The organism is Mycobacterium sp. pR1184, from assembly GCF_041287235.1.
Classification (GTDB): domain Bacteria; phylum Actinomycetota; class Actinomycetes; order Mycobacteriales; family Mycobacteriaceae; genus Mycobacterium.
Window position 1 is genome coordinate 170,647 of record NZ_JBGGKR010000006.1, and the last position, 15,212, is coordinate 185,858.

15 protein-coding genes and 1 pseudogene are annotated in these 15,212 nt (G+C 64.8%); 8 read left to right on the forward strand and 8 right to left on the reverse strand.

Translation table 11 applies throughout. The features are described 5' to 3' along the window. Nucleotides 1-105 precede the first annotated feature (105 nt). Complete coding sequence (gene sigC, locus ACAG21_RS12800; RefSeq protein ID WP_243394144.1) at nucleotides 106-660, forward strand: RNA polymerase sigma factor SigC; 555 nt, start codon at nucleotides 106-108, stop codon at nucleotides 658-660. Here the strand turns inward: sigC and ACAG21_RS12805 are convergent. From ACAG21_RS12805 to ACAG21_RS12820, 4 genes are read right to left on the reverse strand one after another with little or no spacing between them, the layout of a single operon-like run. Continuing rightward, entirely contained in the window at nucleotides 657-1,382 is a 726-nt protein-coding gene (locus ACAG21_RS12805; RefSeq protein ID WP_370496490.1) for a cobalt-precorrin-6A reductase, read from the reverse strand. The two genes, sigC and ACAG21_RS12805, sit on opposite strands and share 4 nt — an antisense overlap. Further along, nucleotides 1,382-2,137, reverse strand: coding sequence for a precorrin-4 C(11)-methyltransferase (gene cobM, locus ACAG21_RS12810; protein ID WP_370496491.1), 756 nt, complete (start codon nucleotides 2,135-2,137; stop codon nucleotides 1,382-1,384). The genes ACAG21_RS12805 and cobM overlap by 1 nt, the downstream gene beginning before the upstream one ends. Then, nucleotides 2,134-3,291 carry a precorrin-6y C5,15-methyltransferase (decarboxylating) subunit CbiE gene (gene cbiE / locus ACAG21_RS12815; RefSeq protein WP_370496634.1) on the reverse strand — a complete coding sequence of 386 codons (1,158 nt, stop codon included), beginning with the start codon at nucleotides 3,289-3,291 and terminating at the stop codon, nucleotides 2,134-2,136. Before cbiE ends, cobM begins: the two co-directional genes overlap by 4 nt. Next, nucleotides 3,288-4,037 carry an SDR family NAD(P)-dependent oxidoreductase gene (locus tag ACAG21_RS12820; RefSeq protein ID WP_370496493.1) on the reverse strand — a complete coding sequence of 250 codons (750 nt, stop codon included), beginning with the start codon at nucleotides 4,035-4,037 and terminating at the stop codon, nucleotides 3,288-3,290. The genes cbiE and ACAG21_RS12820 overlap by 4 nt, the downstream gene beginning before the upstream one ends. Nucleotides 4,038-4,072: 35 nt before the next feature. On the opposite strand from ACAG21_RS12820, the gene ACAG21_RS12825 reads away from it, so the two are divergent. Further along, nucleotides 4,073-4,486 carry a F420-dependent biliverdin reductase gene (locus ACAG21_RS12825; RefSeq protein WP_370496494.1) on the forward strand — a complete coding sequence of 138 codons (414 nt, stop codon included), beginning with the start codon at nucleotides 4,073-4,075 and terminating at the stop codon, nucleotides 4,484-4,486. A 267-nt stretch (nucleotides 4,487-4,753) separates the two neighbouring features. On the opposite strand, the gene ACAG21_RS12830 is transcribed toward ACAG21_RS12825, so the two are convergent. Continuing rightward, nucleotides 4,754-7,261 carry an ADP-ribosyltransferase gene (locus ACAG21_RS12830; protein WP_370496495.1) on the reverse strand — a complete coding sequence of 836 codons (2,508 nt, stop codon included), beginning with the start codon at nucleotides 7,259-7,261 and terminating at the stop codon, nucleotides 4,754-4,756. 281 nt (nucleotides 7,262-7,542) lie between these two features. Between ACAG21_RS12830 and ACAG21_RS12835 the strand changes: the two genes are divergently transcribed. The 3 genes from ACAG21_RS12835 to ACAG21_RS12845 all read left to right on the forward strand — a co-directional run bounded on the left by ACAG21_RS12835 (nucleotide 7,543) and on the right by ACAG21_RS12845 (nucleotide 9,968). Next, nucleotides 7,543-8,472, forward strand: a complete 930-nt coding sequence (locus ACAG21_RS12835; RefSeq protein ID WP_370496496.1) for a hypothetical protein — start codon at nucleotides 7,543-7,545, stop codon at nucleotides 8,470-8,472. 263 nt (nucleotides 8,473-8,735) lie between these two features. Next, nucleotides 8,736-9,158, forward strand: a complete 423-nt coding sequence (locus tag ACAG21_RS12840; protein WP_370496498.1) for a hypothetical protein — start codon at nucleotides 8,736-8,738, stop codon at nucleotides 9,156-9,158. Nucleotides 9,159-9,512: 354 nt separating this feature from the next. Continuing rightward, the gene (locus tag ACAG21_RS12845; RefSeq protein WP_370496499.1) at nucleotides 9,513-9,968 is read left to right on the forward strand and encodes a hypothetical protein; all 456 of its coding nucleotides are present in this window, start codon (nucleotides 9,513-9,515) and stop codon (nucleotides 9,966-9,968) included. A gap of 23 nt (nucleotides 9,969-9,991) precedes the next feature. On the opposite strand, the gene ACAG21_RS12850 is transcribed toward ACAG21_RS12845, so the two are convergent. Continuing rightward, on the reverse strand, nucleotides 9,992-10,378 hold the full coding sequence (locus ACAG21_RS12850; RefSeq protein ID WP_370496500.1) for a hypothetical protein: 387 nt from the start codon (nucleotides 10,376-10,378) through the stop codon (nucleotides 9,992-9,994). Between the two features lie 954 nt (nucleotides 10,379-11,332). On the opposite strand from ACAG21_RS12850, the gene ACAG21_RS12855 reads away from it, so the two are divergent. Both ACAG21_RS12855 and ACAG21_RS12860 read left to right on the forward strand, forming a co-directional pair. After that, the gene (locus tag ACAG21_RS12855) at nucleotides 11,333-12,124 is read left to right on the forward strand and encodes a DUF5631 domain-containing protein (protein WP_370496501.1); all 792 of its coding nucleotides are present in this window, start codon (nucleotides 11,333-11,335) and stop codon (nucleotides 12,122-12,124) included. A 9-nt stretch (nucleotides 12,125-12,133) separates the two neighbouring features. Continuing rightward, nucleotides 12,134-12,317 (forward strand): annotated as a pseudogene (locus ACAG21_RS12860) (DUF2563 family protein); the annotation flags it as partial. Nucleotides 12,318-12,323: 6 nt separating this feature from the next. Here ACAG21_RS12860 and ACAG21_RS12865 read toward each other — a convergent pair. Continuing rightward, the gene (locus tag ACAG21_RS12865; RefSeq protein ID WP_370496502.1) at nucleotides 12,324-13,451 is read right to left on the reverse strand and encodes a M24 family metallopeptidase; all 1,128 of its coding nucleotides are present in this window, start codon (nucleotides 13,449-13,451) and stop codon (nucleotides 12,324-12,326) included. A 35-nt stretch (nucleotides 13,452-13,486) separates the two neighbouring features. Between ACAG21_RS12865 and ACAG21_RS12870 the strand changes: the two genes are divergently transcribed. After that, nucleotides 13,487-14,443: a 5'-3' exonuclease H3TH domain-containing protein gene (locus tag ACAG21_RS12870; protein ID WP_370496503.1), complete on the forward strand. Its 957-nt coding sequence runs from the start codon at nucleotides 13,487-13,489 to the stop codon at nucleotides 14,441-14,443. Between the two features lies 1 nt (nucleotide 14,444). Here the strand turns inward: ACAG21_RS12870 and ACAG21_RS12875 are convergent, their stop codons facing one another. Further along, nucleotides 14,445-15,185 carry a DUF4333 domain-containing protein gene (locus ACAG21_RS12875; protein ID WP_370496505.1) on the reverse strand — a complete coding sequence of 247 codons (741 nt, stop codon included), beginning with the start codon at nucleotides 15,183-15,185 and terminating at the stop codon, nucleotides 14,445-14,447. Between the last annotated feature and the right edge of the window lie 27 nt (nucleotides 15,186-15,212).

The window sequence follows — 15,212 nt, forward strand, 5'->3', positions numbered from 1 at the left end:
CGCGGCCATCTGCGGCCGATCAACCGTTCTCCGTCGGACCTCGCCGCAAAGTCTACGACGGCCCGTCGTAGACTGACCGCACCCGCGCAACTAAGGTGGTTGGCCATGACCGCGTCCAGCGACGACGAGGCCGTCACCGAACTGGCCTTGGCAGCCGCACGCGGCAACGAGCGAGCTCTCGAGGCATTCATCAAAGCCACCCAGCAAGACGTGTGGCGCTTCGTCACCTACCTTTCCGACGCGGGCAACGCCGACGATCTGACCCAGGAAACCTTCCTGCGGGCGATCGGGGCGATCGAGCGGTTCTCCGGCCGCTCCAGCGCCCGCACCTGGCTGCTGTCCATCGCGCGCCGCGTGGTCGCCGATCACATTCGCCACGTCCAGTCGCGGCCGCGCACCGCCCCGGGTGCCAATCCCGAGCACGTGCGCAATAGCGACCGGCACGCGCGCGGATTCGAGGACCTGGTCGAGGTGACGACGATGATCGCCAACCTCACTCCCGAGCAACGCGAGGCCCTGCTGCTGACCCAGCTGCTCGGGCTGCCCTACGCCGACGCCGCCGCGGTGTGTGGTTGCCCGGTGGGCACCATCCGGTCCCGTGTCGCCCGTGCCCGCGATGCGCTAATGGCCGACGCGGAACGCGACGACCTCACCGGTTAGGCTTGGCGCGCAACCCAATCCGCCGCCTGTTCGACGGTATCGGCCTTCAGCACGCCGTCCGGCAGCGGCGGTCGCTGGACCATGACCACCGGAATGTCCAGTGCCGCAGCCGCATCCAGCTTCGCCTTCGTCATGTCGCCACCGCTGTTCTTGGTCACCAAGGCGTCGATGCGGTGCTCGCGCATGATGGCGATTTCGTTGTCGTAGTCGTACGGCCCACGGGACAACAGCACCTGGTGGCGGCGGGGTAATGCCTGGACATCGGGTTGGGTGACTGCGCGGATCAGAAACCACGCGTCGCTTTCCGCGAAGGCCTTGGTCCCCGAGCGGCCGGTGGTGAGAAATATCCGTTCATACCGTTGGTTGGCAACGGTTTTCGCCGCTTCGCTATCGGAGACGACTTCGATCGCGGTGCCGGGGTCCCACGCCGGGCGAGCCAACACCAGGTGCCTTATCCGCAGTTCCCTACAGGCTTGCGCGGCGTGCGCGGTCATGGTCGCCGCGAACGGGTGCGTGGCGTCGACGACGGCATCGACGCCGTGTTCTCGCAACCAGTTTTTAAGGCCGTCGACGCCACCGAATCCGCCGATGCGCACCTCTCCGACGGGCAGTGCCGGGTCGGGGACTCGCCCGGCCAGCGAGCTGATCACGTCGACATCGGGGTGCAATACTTTGGCGAGCGCGCGCCCCTCTGCGGTGCCACCGAGCAGCAGCACTCGCATCAGTGTCGACTCCCGCGGGTTCGTCCGGTCGAGTACAGGTAGCTGTCCGTAAAGCCTTCGGCGGCAAGCACATCGCCGACGATGATAACGGCGGTCTTGGTGATGCCGGCCTCGCGCATCTGGCCGGCGATGTCGGCCAGCGTGCCGCGCAGCGTTGTTTCTTGCGGCCAGCTTGCGTAAGCCACGACCGCTGTCGGTGTTTCGGGTGGGTAGCCGCTTTGCAGGAGTTGCGCGACGATGGCATCGATCTGGGCGGCGGCCAGATGCAGCACCAGCGTGCCGCCGGATTGGGCCAGGGTTGGCAGGTCTTCGCCGGCCGGCATGGCCGTCGACAGCGTCGATACCCGGGTCAGCGTGACGGTCTGCGCTACTCCCGGGACGGTGAGCTCGCGATTCAGCGCGGCGGCGGCGGCGGCGAAAGCCGGTACGCCGGGCACGATTTCGTAGCCGATTCCCAGTGCGTCGAGTCGCCGGCATTGCTCGGCGAGCGCGCTGTACAGCGACGGATCGCCGGAGTGTAGTCGGGCGACGTCGTGGCCTTTGTCGTTCGCATCGGCGAGTTCAGCGACGATTTGCTCGAGCGTCAACGGTCCGGTGTCAACGATTTTCGCCCCGGGTGGGCACAGGGCCAGCAGGTCGTCCGGCATGATCGAACCCGCGTAGAGGCATGTTTGGCATCGTTGCAGCAGTCGTTGGCCGCGAACGGTGATCAGGTCGGCAGCCCCGGGGCCGGCGCCGATGAAGTAAACGGTCACTTCGTCACCGCCCACTGGGTGACCGGGTATTGCGGGCGCCAGCCGGTGAAGTCGCCCAGCGGTTCACCGTGGTAGAGCTGAAAGCGTCGCAGATCGCCGCCGAGTCGTGAATATGCCTGCAGCAGTTCAGCTTCCGATTCAGCGGTCACGACGTTGGCGACCAGGCGCCCTCCTTTTGCAAGTCGCTCAAGGCAAGCATCGAGGAGGCCTTGATGAGTCAGGCCGCCACCGATGAAGATCGCGTCAGGCCTTGCGGCGCCGTCGAACTGGCCGGGCGCTTCGCCGCGCACCTCGATGGTGACGCCGAAGGCGGCGGCATTGAACTCGATATTCTTGCGACGCCGCTCGTCGTGTTCGAACGCCACTGCGGTGCAGCCCGGCCAACTGCGACACCATTCGACCGCGATGCTGCCCGAACCCGAGCCGACGTCCCACAGCCGCTCGCCGGGACGTGGTTGCAGAGCCGCGAGGGTGACCGCGCGTACGCCCTGTTTGCTGATCTGCCCGTCGTGGGTGAACGCTTCGTCGGGCAATGGCGTGCTGCGTTCGTCGGGCAGATAGCGGACGGCAATCACGTTGAGGTCGTCGATGTCGTCGTCGGCCCAGTCGCGGGCGATGCCGTCACGGCGGCGTTCGGCCGGGCCGCCCAGTTGTTCGAGCACGCTGAACTCGGAATCGCCGCGGCCATGCGCGATGAGTAATTCGCTCAAGGCTTTCGGCGTGGATCCGCTTTGCGACAGCACGATCGCTTGGCCGCCGCGGCGTACCGCGGTGCTCGGCGGCGCGGTGACCAGGCTGATCACCTCGGTGTCGTGGGCGTTCCAGCCCATTCGGGCGCATGCCAGCGTCACCGACGAGACGTGCGGTAATACGCGGACGTTCTCGGTGCCGTGCAGGCGGATCAGGGTGCCGCCGATGCCGTGCATCAGCGGGTCGCCGCTGGCGACGATGTGGATGTCGTCGTCGGGCCGAAGTGCTTGCAGGGCGGGCAACATCGGCGACGGCCACGTTCTGCGTTCGGCGCGCACCGTGTCGTCGAGCAAATTCAGCTGCCGTTCGGCGCCGTAAACGACTGTGGCCGTTTGCAATTCGTGTCTCAATTCTGCGGATAGGCCGGCCATGCCGTCGGCACCGATGCCGACCACGACGATCATCGCGGCATCCTGCGCCAGATGAATTGCGGCAGCATCCGCATCACGACCGCCGCGGGTCCCAGCGCCCACGGGATCCACACCGTGCGCCGGCCCTTGTCGAGGGCTTGGGCCGTCGCGGCGGCCACCTGCTGCGGGGTGCTGGACAACGGCGCCGGGGTCATGCCCTCCGTCATACGCCCGATCACGAAGCCCGGGCGCGAGATGAGCAGGTGCACCCCACTGCCGTGCAGCGCGTCAGCCAAGCCGCTGGCGAAGCCGTCCAGGCCGGCCTTCGCCGAACCGTAGACGTAGTTGGCCCGACGCACCCGCGCGCCGGCGATCGAGGAGAACACCACCAGCGAGCCGCGGCCCGCGGTGCGCATGGCGTTGGCCAGATGGGTGAGCATGCTGACCTGGGCGACGTAGTCGGTGTGCACGACGGCCACCGCGTGTGCGGCGTCGGCCTCGGCGCGGGTCTGATCACCCAGGATCCCGAAGGCCAGCACCGCGGTGGCAATGGGGCCGTGCTCGGCGACGACCGCAGCGATCAACGGGGCGTGTGAGGAAAGATCGTCGGCGTCGAACTCCCTGGTGTGGACCGCTTGCGCGCCGGCAGTCCTGACGGCGGCGACCTGCTCGTCGAGCTGATCGGCTCGGCGCGCGGCCAGCACCACCGTTGACCCCTTCGCAAGGCGGCAGGCGAGTTCGATACCGATCTCGCTGCGGCCGCCGAGAATTAGAACTGGACCTGCGCCCGTGTCGTCCACGGCTGCGATTATCACCTGCGCTAGCGTGAGCGGTGATGGCGAACACCACGACGCGGCTGACCAACGATGCTTTGGCGTTTCTGTCCGAGCGCCATCTGGCGATGCTGACCACGCTGCGCGCCGATAATTCGCCGCATGTGGTGGCCGTCGGATTCACCTTCGACCCGGTGACTCACATCGCGCGGGTGATCACCAGCGGGGGCACGCAGAAGGCCGTCAATGCCGACCGTGCCGGGATAGCCGTGCTCAGCCAGGTCGACGGTGCTCGCTGGATTTCGCTTGAAGGCCGGTCCAAAGTCAACAACGACGCCGATGCCGTGCGCGACGCGGAGCTGCGGTATGCGCAGCGCTACCGCACGCCGCGCCCGAACCCGCGGCGCGTGGTCATCGAAGTTCAGATCGAGCGCGTGCTCGGGTCGTCAGATCTGCTGGACCGCGGCGGCGAGTAGTTTTTCGCCGTTAATCCTCACGCGGGCGTTCGAACTCAGTGCCCGAAGTGTCGTCCCAGAACTTAGGGGACAACTCAGTTACCCGATCTTCCGGCGGGATGGCATCCCTTTGCCGTCGGAATTCAGCGAAGATCTCCCGGGCGCGCTTTAACTCAGCTTCTGACGGCGGCGTGCGGCCCAGTTCTTCGGGTGTGGTAAAAATTCTTCCGCCAATTTTCTTACTCAAGTGACAACTCCCATCTCCGCGCCGCGAATGATCACACCGGATTAATATTCGATCATATCAATGAAAGTCCGACCGGTCGCTGGATCGAACACTTTGTCCACTACGTAAAACTGTGTGCCTGGCGGGAAGAGGACCTCTTGTTCTTCTGGGAACATTGAATAAGAGGAAATATCTCGCCCCGATTTCGACAGAATCTGAAACTCTACGTTACCAGCGAATGTGGGCAATTGGGCCACTGCCGGATTCATCGTAGTGCTCAAAAACGCGCGTTCCACAATGACCTCGCCGGGTTTATATTGCTCGAGCATCTCTACTGGGATGTCTGACCCCCGAATCACAGGGCCCTGGTACGCCGGAAGCTTCTCCAACGCAGCATTTATTGCTTCAACACGAGCAATCTGAGATTCATCCACTGAGAAGTTCCTCAACCCGTGATTTAGGTCCTGGTAGCCACATCCAGTGTAATCGGCAAGTGCGGCCAGATTATCCGAGCTCAAGGGCACATGCGCGTCCGGACCAGCACTGCTGTCGGCCAGCCCGCCGTCGTCTGCGGCCCCACCTCCCGGTCCGTGAGGACCCGACTCGAATGGTTGTCCGTTCGGAAGTTTGCCTCCTTCAAAACCGGACGGTCCAGGGACAGCTGGACCGGGCGCCTCAGTTGGATGGCCGACCGAGGGCCCGAACCCGGGAGCTTGCACAGGTGCTGGCGCGTGCAAGGGTGCCGATGCCGATTGCCCGGCAGCGACCGGCGCGCGCTCTGCCGGCGCCACGGCCGACAACGGTGCCTGAGTTGGGTCAACCGGTTGCACTTTGGCCGACGGCACGTGCTCGGTGGGTGCGGCCGACACCGGTGCGGGCTCTCGCGGGCCTCCCGTGGGCGCAGACGCTGGCTCATGCGGCACCTCGCCGGGCGTAGAAACCGATTCGTGCGGACCGACCGGCCCCTCTGGGCGGCCCGGGGCCGAACCGCCCGGAGCTGTTGGCGAATGAGGTGCCGGCGTAGCTGGTGGCGCGGACTCCACAGGACGCGGCGGCGGCCCCTTTGGAGCTTCGAGCGGTGGCGGGCTGACGGGACGACCGCCGGCCGGAAGATCTGTCTTGGGCAGATCGAGTTTGAGGTTGTCGAGGTCTTTCGTCAGGTTGGCGCCGGCCTTGCCGACGTCGCCCAACGCGCCACCGCTAACCGCGAATTCTCCGGCACGCCCCGCTGCGCCTGCGCCTTCTGCGGTCTCCTCGGCACCACGTGCAGCCGCAGATCCTGCTTTCGCCCCCGCGCCGGCTCCGCCTAATCCGGGCAGGATTAGAGTCGCCCCATCGAAAACGTTCTCGCCGAATCCCAAGCCCGGCCGAGCTGTGCTCCAATCATCAAGGTGCAGAAGCGATTTCCACATCTGCAGGTTGGCCGGCCCGCCTTCCCGTGGATGCAGAATTTCCTTGAGAAGGCTTGCCTTGAACTGTCCCTGCACCATGCCCTTCCAGGTCGTCTCCGCTCCCTGGGGATCCAGGAGCAACCATGGCGCCGCTAAATCGCCCAGGCCCAGGGCCGTTTGGGCGGCTGCTTTGACAACTCCCTCATTTGCGTTGACGAAAGTGTCGAAAACAGTAGCGACCTGGTTTCCGACGGCGTCGCCGAGGAAATGGGTGAACTGACCGCGCATGGACTTCTCCATGTCGACGATCAAGCCGTCGGCAACCTGCATCAGCAGTCTTATACCCTGCTCGAAAGCCCTTGCTTCTCGGCCCAAGTCATGCAATACGACGTTGATGTCACAAGCGATTTCCTTGATTTCTTCGAACGCATCGCCATCGAGTATCGAGACGACGTCATGCCAGACATCCGTCAGCGACTCCAAGCGGCGCAACAGATTTCGGATGTCGTTCTGAGCTTTGGCAACTTGCCCGGCGAAATCGTCGAGGACGGTCGCCATATGCCAGCATTGAGCCCCCAACTTGGCCATTGCGACGCCGATGCGCGATAGGACTTGATTGATCTTTTCGCCCTCGGGGATCTGCTGTGTCCCGACCAGCGTCTTCGATCCATCCAGCGCATCCTGCATACCGCTGACCGCTGAGCTAAATGTGCGCCAGCACCCGGCCGCGGAACGTATCGCTGCCACGTCACCGTTCGGCCAGACATCGTCGACGAATGACTGCACGACCGCCCACAACAGCGGAGGGGGCTCCCCTGGGCCCAATGTTCCCGGCGGCCCGGGCGCGCCAATGCGTACCGGCTCCGCTGGTGCGTGCAGCACGCTCGCACCGCCTCCCAGGCGCGAGGCCGCTTCAGCCTGCGACCAGTTCGATGCGTCGACTTGGATCATGACGCCATTGCGCCGACAGGCATTGATCGCCGCCGCCGCGGCCTTTAACAACGACTCCGCCGTCGCTTGATACGACAGCCCGAACACCTCACCGGCAACATCCAGACCCGTGTTGGCGCCGAATCCCGCCGTCAACACTGTCATCGCCACGTATAGGCCGTCGCCCGCCGCAACCACGGCGCTGCCCGCAGCGGACAACGCGTCTGGGTCGACAACAATCGGCGCCACACGCGAGATTTTTGCCCGAGCGGGCCGTCGACGCTATTCACCTCGGATAGCGTTGCCCAAGCTAGCCTCGACAGCTTCTTAGTAGGGCGTCGGGATGTTTCGCCGCGGCTGGGTCCGGGTGTTTAGAGGCGCCACAGGGCGTAGTGAATTGACCAGCATTCACACCGCCATTAGCCTCGCCATTGAGGCATGGGGGCACGCTTAAATCGTGGTAGCCGGGGAGAGGGTGACATGGTCGTCGACACTTCCCTGCTCCCCACCATTCCGCTCGGGAGGACGTCATGAGCGGTGACGATGAAATTCGGATAATTCTCGAACACCTCGCCAAGTTGAGTGGCGGTCCGCCGCCACCAGGCATCTCACCTGATCAACTTGCGACGGGAACCGTTCCCTTGAGCCAGTTGCTAAGGGCCCTTGGCCTTTCCGCAAACGGCGGCGATCCCAGGGATATGGGCGATGCTCAAACCGGACACGCCGAGCGCGAGGCCAAAACCGCCGACGCTATGGCCAAATTCCCTGCGAACGAAGCTGAGTCGGCCGGGAAGTTAGGCGGCGCCGGTAGTCCGGCGGAGATGGCGCAGCAGATCCCGCAGATGATTTCCGGCGTCGCCGGCGGTATCTCCGGGGCCATGCAAGGTTTGCTACAACCGTTAAGCCAGCTTCCACAGCAGGCCGCTCAAATCGGACAGCAGATGATGCAAGCCGGCATGGGCGCGATGCAGCACGGCGCGGGAGAAGCGGCGGCCATCCCGGGTGAACTGACGGGATCCACCAGCGGCGCCGGTGCAGGCGCGGGCGGTGGCGGCGTGGGCGGCGGCGGACTCGGCGGCGCCACCACACCGACAGGAAGCCTCAATCCACTGCCTGCACCATCTGCCGGCACTGAGCCCGCGTCAGCGCGTGCCAGCTCAATCCCGCCGGCGAGTGCGTCGGCACCGACTAGCGCGTCGCGGGGTGGGATGGGCGCGATGCCCATGATGCCGCCGGGTGCCATGCACGGAGCCGGTAGCGGCGGCAAGGACGAGAAGCCCGACACCAAACGCATTGTGGCGCCATCGGTCAAGAACGGCGCTCCGGTCCAGGGTCGTATCACGACACCACCGCCGGTTCCTGAAGTCGTCAAACGTGTTGAAGGCAAACCAGTTGCGAGTCGACGCATCGTCTTGCCGGATCAAAAGCGCGACGACGACGACAAGGATGCGAACCGGTAGCGGTCATCGCAAGGCCATCGGCAGCGGGTCGCGGCTGACCCGACCAGACCATCTGCGCGAGAACGAATTTCGAACACCGAACTGGCTATCGCGTCAACGCGTACCACTGACTAGCGGAATTCGTAGTCGGCGATACGATCAAGACCGTGTCGGACCTGCCCCCGCCCCCAATTCCGCCTGCCCAATATCCGTGGCCTCCCACAATGCCGCCCCCGCGCACGCGACAGTGGCCGATGTTTGCGTTCTTGACGGTCCTAATGCTCGTGACGCTCGTCGTCGCGATCGTCGGATGGTTTCGACCCACGCCCGGAAAGCCACCGCCTCTACCGACGTACTCCAGCGAGCAGATTGCCGACGCGAAGGCAGCGATCTGTACGGCGTACGAGCACGTGCGTAAAGCCGGCGATTTGGCAGGGGCCAGAAGTGGAGGCAGTGACCCGACAGGGCAGCTCACGGTGGCAACGAGCTCGAGGCAAGTTTTCGATGCAGGCAGTCGTTATCTCTCAACAAAGCTTGCCGAGCAACCCGCTACACCGTCTGATCTCGCCGCGGCGATCCGCAAGCTCGCCAGCGTCTATCAACAGCTCGCAATCGACTACCTCGCGGACGCGCCTGATTCCGAGACGGAGCCTTTAATCCGCGCCGGAACTGAAGCGCACACAACAATCGCGGGACTCTGTAGATGACTGGTGATTCACTCCCGACATGCCCATCCAGAAAAGTCAGCAGCTTGATATCCGACAAATGCGCAGGTTATATTTCGGTAAGACCGATTAACTAGTGTCGAAATTTTCCTGCTGTTCTCACATTCGAAAAGCACATATACTGCTCTACCGTCGAGCCTCATGAAGTCAATGATGGTGTGCCGGAATCGCGATAAAGAATTCCGTGCGCCAACGACGGTGACTAGCGCAGGCTCAGGTCGGCGATACGATTGGGCAGTGTCGGCAGTGTCGGATATGAACCCGCCGCCCAGTGCGCCACCTGGCCCACCTGGCTCGTTGCATGTGGTAACGCCCGCACGGCAACGGAAATGGCTGGTGCCCACGGCACTGACCGTCGCCGTGCTGGTGGCGCTTGTCGTCGCGATCGTCGGTTGGTTTCGGCCGGTCCGAGCCAAAGCGCCCAACGCCCCCACATACAGCGCCCAACAGATCACCGATGCCAAGACGAACGTGTGCGCCCAATACCAAAAAGTCCACGACACTATCAAGGCCAGCGCAGGTCTTGATATGGGCACCCGACCCAATAGCTCAGCAAGTCTATGCACTAACTGGTCGTTAAGCGCTTCTGGCTGGAAGCGATCATCTTCGGAGCGCACTGGTCACGCAGCCAGCAACACCGAGCGAGCTGGCAACGACTATCTGGAAACTCGCAGATCTTTTCCGGAGCTAACCGTTGAATACATCAACAGCACTCCCGATTCAGAGATGGAGCAGCCGACGGTGCACGCTGCCGACGAAGCTACCTTGACGGTAGAAAGGCTCTGCAAATAATGTTGCCCCCCGGAGAATGGTCGTTAGCCATAGTCGGTGACCAATGGGTCGACGACCCGGATTTGATGGTACTTTTGCATGGCAGGAATAACCGCGGAAACATCAAGGCTGGTTTCACAAATTATGGCGACCTGCTTCGCAGCGCCCAAACTGGGCCACTTGCGGACCAGCGCGGCATTACCGCTGATGATCTGCGCGAGTCCTTCCGGCAGGGTGAACAACAAGCACGGCAAGTTTCCGAAAAGAACGGCATCAAAGAGGGAGCGTACAACTCTGCCTACGACAGTATGGTGAGTCTCCAGCACGATCTGGCCAATCTTGCGAAAGAAGGCAATCAACGGATCGAGGAGATCAAGCAGTCCAAACTGCCCGTCGAAGCTAAGGTCCCGCAGATCATCGCCGCGATACATCAGTACCGGGCGCTGGCCGCCATCACAGCAGCGAAGTACTCCGGCAACGTATTTGACGCAATGCAGCGGATTCTTGATGCAGAGGGCACCGGACTGTCAGCCCGCCAATTCGCACAGGCCCACGGCATCGATGTCGGCCAAATGTTCAAGCATTCCCACGAGGACGAGGATCTCGAAGACCAGGTACGCAAGGCGTTGAGCGGACATAACACACCGATGGATTTGGCGAATAGCGCCAAACTCCCGCCTCAGCAAGCTCCCACTACCCCCGAGTCGCCAATTCCCCTAACTCAGAATGCAGTTTTTCAGACCGGAAACCCACCCCCTGCCGCGCCATCCGCTGGACCGCCGTCACCGATGAAACTTGCGAGTAACGCTAAACTTCCAGCGCCGCAAGCGCCTCCAGTCGCGGCGCCACCGCGAGCGGGCCCGATGCCATCCACACCCACTTCGGCACACGGCGGTAGCTCCTCCATACCCGGAGCACCGTCTGTAAGCGCACCTAGTTCCGGCCTGCCCTCCACTTCGGTATCCCCCCTGACGGGTGCTGCAGGTGCCGCACCAACCGCGCCCGCGAGCCCGGTCCAACCGGTCACGCCGGCCGACTTAATGCATAGCTTCGACAAGGGAATGCAAGCGGGAACGCCGATTTCGGCGACTGCTGGCGCAATGCCACCGCCTCAGACCCCAGAGCCACAAGCTCCGCCGACCACACCGACATCCGGCATGGGCAGCGTCCCAGTCAACGCACCGGCATATGAGGCGTCGCCGGTCGCCCACGCAGCAGCCCCGGACGCGACCCCGGCACCGCAGGTCGTTACGGGACCATCCGCACCAGCTGCCCCGGCCGCACCCGCACCCTCGGGTCCGCTGCCCGCTTACGCATCCGACATACGCCCGGCGGCCCCTGCGGCCTCCGCTCCCGTCGTCCCGGCGAGCGCACCACCCTCGGCGATGGCAAGCTCCGCGCCGGTACACCCCTCTGCAGGACAGGCAAGCCCGGCCGGCCCCACGGTCGTGCGTCAGGCGCCGACCCCGCCCCCGCCGTCGTCACCGTCGAGTTTGGGCACCGAGGCCGTCGCGGCGACGGCTACCGGAGCTGTCGCGGGAGCTGCCTCGGCCAACGCTGCCGAGCGGGCACGACTGGAACGACTCGTCGCCGCAGTCGCCCGTCAGCAGCCTCGACTGGCTTGGGCAGCCGGCGACCGAGACGACGAAACTACCGTTCTCACAACCGATCTCGCCAGCGGCTGGATCCCTCCGGGCATCGAGCTCCCGGCTGCGATCACGCTGCTCTCCCCCGAACGCCGCCGCGGGGATATCGAAACTCTGCTCGGTGAAGTTACTCTGGCCGCCGGTTACACCCCGATCCACCACGTACCCGAGGAGGACGAGCCGATACCCACGTCGCCGCGACCGCGGCGCCTGCCCGACATCGATGAACTCGGTTGGGAATTGAATCAAGCAACGCAGTGGCGTGACGGCTTGCCGCGATTAGCCCACACCCTGGCCAAGGCCGCCACCAGCGGCACCGGAGTGCTGGACAAAGAGGTCGAACTTCTTCAGACGCATCTGCGCCAGGTCAGCACCCGCGTTCTGGACAGCTACCCCGACAACGTCGACTTCCACGACGTCGGCAACTGGCAGCTGCTGGCCGCGATCGAAGCCCTTGTGGCCGGCGACAAGTCGGCCGCTAACTATCACCTTGCCTGGTTCCAGGCCTGCAGCTCCTCGATGAGCCAGTAAGGGGCAGCGATGTTCGTCGACATGGCATTACTGCACTCGGGCGCAAGCCAGACCCACCGCGCGGGAGGCCACGCGCAAGACGCGGGCCGATCGCTTGTCGCGCGGACCGGTCATGTCGGGATTGTTCGGCGGCTTTCCAGCCGCCGGCTTCACCGAGATGGAAGACCACAACGAAGTGCGAGCCGTGTACGGCGGCTCCCTAGCTAACCGGCACCACGACCAGCTCGTGCGGGCGGTTGTTCACGGGCAGCGCGCCGTCCTCGGTCACGATGACGATGTCTTCGATGCGCGCACCCCAGCTACCCGGGAAGTAAATACCCGGCTCGATCGAAAAGGCCAATCCCGCAGTCAATGGCAAATCATTGCCCTTGACGATGTAGGGCTCTTCGTGCACCGAGAGCCCAATGCCGTGCCCGGTCCGGTGCACGAAGAACTCCCCCAGCCCAGCTGAGGTCAACACATCGCGGGCCGCGGCATCGACCTGCTCGGCGGTCACTCCCGGACGAACCGCCTCGAGCGCCGCTTGCTGCGCCCGCTGCAGCAGCGAATACTGCTGCGCGACAACAGCATCAGGCTCACCGAGGCTATAGGTACGCGTCGAGTCGGAATGGTACCCGGGCTCGTAGGCTCCGCCGATGTCGACGACGACAATGTCACCGGCCTGCAGTTCGCGATCCGAATAACTGTGGTGCGGGTCGGCCCCATGCGGTCCGGAGCCGACGATGATGAACGACACATCCGAATGCCCCTCGGCGACAATGGCTTCGGCAATGTCGGCAGCCACATCGGCTTCGGTGCGGCCCGGGATCAAAAACTCCGGCACCCGGGCGTGCACCCGGTCGATGGCCGACCCGGCCTTGCGCAGCGCGTCGATCTCGCACTCCTCCTTGACCATCCGCAGCGAGCGCAGGATGTCGGTCGCCAACACCGGTAACACGCCGAGCACCCCCGCCAGCGGCAACAAATGCAACGCCGGCATCGAGTCGGTGACGGCGATAGCGGCAGGGCCACCACCCAGTGCCCCAAGTATCAACTGATACGGATCGTCACCGTCGACCCAATCGCGCACCGCCACGCCCAGTTCCGTCAGGGCCGATCCCTTGAGCGAAGCCAGCTCCAGCCGGGGCACCACGACGGTCGGATCACCGGAGGCCGGCACCACCAGCGCGGTCAGCCGCTCGAACGTCTGCGCGCGCGAGCCGCTGAGATAGCGCAGGTCGTAACCCGGGGTGATCACCAGGCCGTCGAGGCCGGCCTGGGCGGTCGCCGCGGCGGCCGCTGTCAGGCGACGGGCATAGACCTCGGCGTCGAATCGGTGAGAGTCCATGGCAGCCAGGCTAACCGCGCTGGCAGGATAGCCGCATGCCCGCACCTCTGTGTCTCCTCGACGGCGCCAGCATGTGGTTCCGCTCGTATTTCGGGGTGCCGTCGTCGATCACCGCCCCCGACGGCCGGCCGGTCAACGCCGTCCGGGGATTCATCGACTCGATGGCCGTCGTCATCACCGCGCAGCGACCGAAAAGGCTGGCGGTCTGCCTCGACCTGGACTGGCGCCCGCAGTTTCGGGTCGACCTGATTCCGTCGTACAAGGCGCATCGGGTGGCCGAGCCGGAACCCGAAGGCACGCCCGACCTCGAGGAGGTGCCTGACGAGCTGACACCGCAGGTCGACATGATCTTGCAGCTGCTGGACGCGTTCGGGATTCCGACCGCCGGTTCGGAAGGCTTCGAGGCCGACGACGTCCTCGGCACGCTGGCAGCCCAGGAACGCGACGACCCGGTCGTCGTGGTCAGCGGTGACCGCGACCTGCTGCAGGTGGTGGCCGACGACCCGGTCCCGGTTCGGGTGCTCTACCTGGGCCGCGGCCTGGCCAAAGCCACCCTGTTCGGGCCCACCGAGGTGGCCGAAAACTACTCAGTGCCGATCGACCGCGCCGGGCCGGCCTACGCCGAACTCGCGCTGCTGCGCGGCGACCCGTCCGACGGCCTGCCGGGTGTGCCGGGCATCGGCGAGAAGACGGCCGCCACCCTGCTGGCCCAGCACGGCTCGCTGGATCAGATCCTGGCCGCGGCGCACGACCCAAAATCCAAGCTCGCCAAGGGCTTACGGGCGAAACTGCTGGGCGCGACCGACTACATCGAGGCCGCCGGCCAGGTGGTGCGGGTGGCCACCGACGCACCGATCTCCTTGTCGACGCCCAGCGACGAACTACCGCTGGCCGCCGCCGACCCGCAGCGCACGGCAGCGCTGGCGACGGAATTCGGCGTGGGGTCCTCGGTCGCCCGACTGCAGAAAGCGCTCGATTCGTTGCCGCAGTGAGTTACTGCGGCCGGCCGACCTCGTAGGTGCCCTTGTCGTCCTGGAACGTCACCGTCACGCGCTTCTGAGCCCCATCGATGCTGACGGCGCAGTCAAAGGTGGCGCCCTTCGTCACGGTGGGATCCGCGCCGTTGTTGCACTTGACGTCCTTGACGTTCTTGGCGCCGTAGCCGTTGGTTTCGTCGGTCAGGACCTGCTGCACACCGGCCTGCGCTTTGTTGATGTCCAGCTTGGTGGTGACGAAGAAGCCGGGCTCCCAGAATCCGAGCACCAGCACAACCGCGATCAGCAGGAAGGCGACCGCACCGGCGATGCCGCCGATCAGCGCCATCGAGCGCTTCTTCTCCGGCTGACCCGGGTACTGCTGCGGGTACTGGCCGGGCTGACCGTACTGGCCCGGCTGACCGTATTGGCCGTACTGACCAGGCTGCTGACCGTACTGACCAGGCTGGCCGTACTGACCATATTGACCCGGCTGGCCGTACTGGCCGGGCTGACCGTACTGCTGCTCGGGCTGCCCGTACCCCGGCTGCGGTTGCTGGGGGTAGGGCTGCTGGTACTGGGGGTACTCGGCGGGCGGCGTATACGCCGGGGCCTGCCAGGTCCCTTCCTGGGCCGGCGGTTGCTGCTGTTGCCAGGGCGAGCCCACCTGACCCACCTGAGTCGGTTCCTGGGAGCGATCGCCACCCTCGCCGGGCGGCTGCCACTGCTGGCCCGGGTCCGATCCGTGCGGTCCGCTCATCATTTCTCCTCAATCACCTCGTGTCCT